The sequence below is a fragment of the Streptomyces sp. HSW2009 genome (genome assembly GCF_040240285.1).
GTDB lineage: Bacteria > Actinomycetota > Actinomycetes > Streptomycetales > Streptomycetaceae > Streptomyces.
This window is the reverse complement of record NZ_JBEHZD010000714.1, coordinates 1-3,318: the sequence shown is the minus strand read 5'-3', so window position 1 is coordinate 3,318 and position 3,318 is coordinate 1. Positions and strand designations below refer to the sequence as shown.

3 protein-coding genes are annotated in these 3,318 nt (G+C 75.6%); 1 reads left to right on the top strand and 2 read right to left on the bottom strand.

The annotated features are described in order from the left end of the window. Positions 1 to 655: 655 nt before the first annotated feature. Complete coding sequence (locus AAHZ94_RS31165) at positions 656 to 1,144, bottom strand: RrF2 family transcriptional regulator (protein WP_349997072.1); 489 nt, start codon at positions 1,142 to 1,144, stop codon at positions 656 to 658. A gap of 79 nt (positions 1,145 to 1,223) precedes the next feature. Continuing rightward, positions 1,224 to 1,976, bottom strand: a complete 753-nt coding sequence (locus AAHZ94_RS31160) for an AraC family transcriptional regulator (RefSeq protein ID WP_349997071.1) — start codon at positions 1,974 to 1,976, stop codon at positions 1,224 to 1,226. On the opposite strand from AAHZ94_RS31160, the gene AAHZ94_RS31155 reads away from it, so the two are divergent. Next, a complete protein-coding gene (locus tag AAHZ94_RS31155) occupies positions 1,863 to 3,260 on the top strand; it encodes an MFS transporter (protein ID WP_349997070.1) in 1,398 nt (465 codons plus the stop codon). The genes AAHZ94_RS31160 and AAHZ94_RS31155 overlap by 114 nt on opposite strands. The last annotated feature ends 58 nt before the right edge of the window (positions 3,261 to 3,318 follow it).

The window sequence follows — 3,318 nt, the reverse complement described above, 5'->3', positions numbered from 1 at the left end:
CCAGCATCGAGGGCACGAAGTGCGCGGTGGTGATCGCCCGGTTGCGGATGAGGGCGGCGACGGCGGCCGGGTCGCGGGGGGGGGGGGGGGCCCCCCCCCCCCCCCCGGGGCCGGCGCGCCCCGGCCCCCCGGGGCGGCAACGCCAACCCCACCCGCGGCCGACGCAGCCGCGCCGCCCGTGCCCGCCGTGGTGCGCCGCACGGCGACGGCGGTCAGCGCAGCGGCCAGGGCCAGGGCCAAGGCGGCCGGGGCCGCGGCTCGGGCCGCAGCGGCGGTCAGGGCCAGGGTCAGGGCCGCGGTTCGGCGGGCCGGGGCTCGGCCGCGTAACCGAGGTCGTACGGGTGGCCGTGTGGTCGGCCGTGTGGTCGGGGCCGGGCGGGGGTTCGTGAAGTCGGGGTCGTACGGTCCCGCTTGCACGGCCGCCGTGTCGACGCCGGGCGCGCAACCGTGGTGAAGAGCCCGGGCCTTGGGGGCCCGGGCTCTTCGCGTACCGTTTGGGGTTTTCGGCTCCTTGGGTCCCGGGCCGTGGTGCTGCTGTCCGGTGACCGCTTGGCTACGGGCCGGGGGCCGGCGGGGCCCGCAGCCGAGCGGCTGGCGCCAGCCTGGCCCCTGCTCCCCGTACGGGCCAACGGCGGTTGACCGGTCCCGCGTTGGGTCAGCCGGTGACTGTGCCGAGGCGGGCGTAGAAGCGGCGGATGCGGTCGGCGGAGGCCGGCGGTGTGGTCGCCATCAGGTCGGCGAGCGACTGGGCCGCGAGCTCGCGTCGCCAGGCGAGTTCGGCCTTGCGCATGGCGGTGGCGATGCCGCAGGGTTGCGCGAACTCCGGGGCGGCCGTGCCGAATCCGGCGCCCTGTTGGCGGATTTCCGTGCATCGGAAGGCGTCGTCCGGGCCCTCGATGGCCGCCACCACGTCCATCAGCGTGATCTGCTCAGGCGGCCGGCCGAGCCGGAAGCCACCCCGGGCGCCGGGTGACGAGCTGAGCACGCCGGCCCGTACCAGGGCCTGGAGACGCTTGTTCAGATACGGCTGCGGCAGGTCGAAGACCGCCGCGAGCTTCGCGGTGGGCACCGGCTCGGCGTCCCCGAGCCACGCCAGGGCCAGACAACAGTGCAGCCCCCACTCCACGCCCTTGGCCAGTTGCATGATCGAGAGATTACACGTCGAGTTTCAGCCGCCCGCCGGGTTGAGGCGGGCGGTGTGCGGGGCGTGGGCCGGGGCCGGTTCAGCCGCCGCCCACCGGGTTGCGGGCGCCCGGGGTGTGGCCCAGAGTGCGGCGGAAGACGTCGATGAACGCACTGGCCGACGCCCAACCGCAGCGGTGCGCCACAGTGGTGACCGGCATCCCCTCCGCGAGCAGCAACAGCGCCCGGTGCAGCCGCAGTTGGGTGCGCCACTGCGGGAACGTCATGCCGAGTTCCGCCCGGAACAGTCGGGCGAGAGTGCGCTCGCTCGCCCCCACGGCGGTGCCGAGCGCGGCCAACGTACGCCGGTCGGTGGGGTCTTCGGAGAGCAGGGCGCACACCGCGGCCAGCCGCGGGTCGCGCGCCGTCGGCAGATGGATCGGCCGCTCGGGCGAGTGCCGCAGCCGGTCGAGCAGCACCCGCAGCAGCCGCCGCCGCTCCGGGCTGGCGTCGGTCGGGTCGCGGGTGTACTCCAGGATCAGCTCGCGCAGCAGCGGCCCGACGGTCAGCACCGCCGGCCGGTCGAGCCCCAGCGGGTTCACCGCGGCCGGCAGGCCCACCGTGTGCAGGTCGGTCTCGCCCCAGGCCCGGGGCTCGTGCACGGTGCCGGCCGGAATCCACAGCGCGCTGGTGGCCGGCGCGATCCAACTGCCCGCGTCCGTGGTCACCGACAGCACGCCGTGCCCGGCGTAGACGATCTGGTGGTCGTCGTGGTGGTGCGGCCCGACGCCGAAACCGGGCGGCAGTCGGCGGACCGCGGTGGAGGCGCGCGGAGTGTGGCGGATGTACGACATTGGTTGGCAATTTATCGGAAGCAGGCCAGCGGGCGCCTGCTCAATGATCGATGCATGACACGATTCCGGCGCATCGGCCGCCGACCATCGGCCATCGGCCTGCTCGCCACGGCACATGCCTGCAACGACGTCTACCAGGGCGCGGTCCTGGCCCTGGTGCCGTTCCTGGTGGCCGAACGCGACTACAGCTATGTGGAGGTGTCGGGCATCGTGCTCGCCGCCACCCTGCTCTCCTCGGTGGTGCAACCCGCCTTCGGCGCCCTCACCGACCGCCGGCCCATGCCCTGGCTGATCTCCGGCGGCATCGCCGCTGCCGGGCTCGGCATCGCGCTGGCCGGGGCCGCCCAGGGGTACGCGCTGACCTGGTGCGCGGTGGCGCTCTCCGGGCTCGGCGTCGCCGCGTACCACCCCGAGGCCGCGAGGGTGGCGCGGATCGCCACCGGCGGCAGCCACATGGGCATGAGCTGGTTCTCGCTCGGCGGCAACATCGGCTGGGCGCTCGCGCCGGTCATGGTCACCCCGGTGCTCGCGGTCGGCGGGCTGTCGGCGACCCCGCTGCTGATCGTGCCCGCCGCCCTCGGCGTGGCCCTGGTGCTGTGGTCGGGGGCCGTGCTCCAGCCGGCCGCGACCGGCGCCCGCGGCGGCAGGGAGCGGATCGGCCCGGACGACTGGCCGCAGTTCCTCCGGCTCTCCTCGATCGTGATCTGCCGCTCCATCGCCTATGTGGGGCTCAGCGCGTTCCTCTCGCTGTACGTGCGCGAGTATCTGGGCGCGGGGGACACGGCCGGCGCCGCAGCGCTGTTCCTGCTCTTCGCCGGCGGCGCCGTGGGCACCCTGCTCGGCGGCCGGCTGGCCGCGCGCTGGGGCCGGGTGCGGGCGCTGCGCGTGGCGTACGCGGTGGCCGTGCCGTCCGTCGTGGGCATCCCGCTGGCGCCGGGGCCGCTGGTGTACCTCTTCGTCGCGGCGACCTCCGTCGCCCTGTACGTCCCCTTCTCGCTGCACGTCACCCTGGGGCAGGACTACCTGCCGAACCGGGTCGGCACCGCGAGCGGCGTCACCCTCGGCCTCGCCGTGAGCATCGGCGGCATCGCCAGCCCGCTGGTCGGCGCGCTGGCCGAGGCGACCTCGCTGCGCTGGGCGCTCGCCACGCTGGTGACGATGCCGCTCGCCTGCTGGGCGCTGTCGTACACGCTGGTCGAACCGGCCGCGCCGAAGGCGTCGGGGCCGGGCGCCGACCGGCCGGCCGTGCCGCCGCCCCGGCCCGCCGGGCGGCCCGCCGAGTGAGGCCGCGCCCCCCTCGCGGGCGGCGGGGGGGGGGGTCTTTTTGACAAAGGACGCGGGC

Excerpts from the sequence above, each read along its gene's own strand:
- AAHZ94_RS31165 (WP_349997072.1), bottom strand. The coding sequence starts at position 1,144 with ATGCAACTGGCCAAGGGCGTGGAGTGGGGGCTGCACTGTTGTCTGGCC.
- AAHZ94_RS31160 (WP_349997071.1), bottom strand. The coding sequence starts at position 1,976 with ATGTCGTACATCCGCCACACTCCGCGCGCCTCCACCGCGGTCCGCCGA.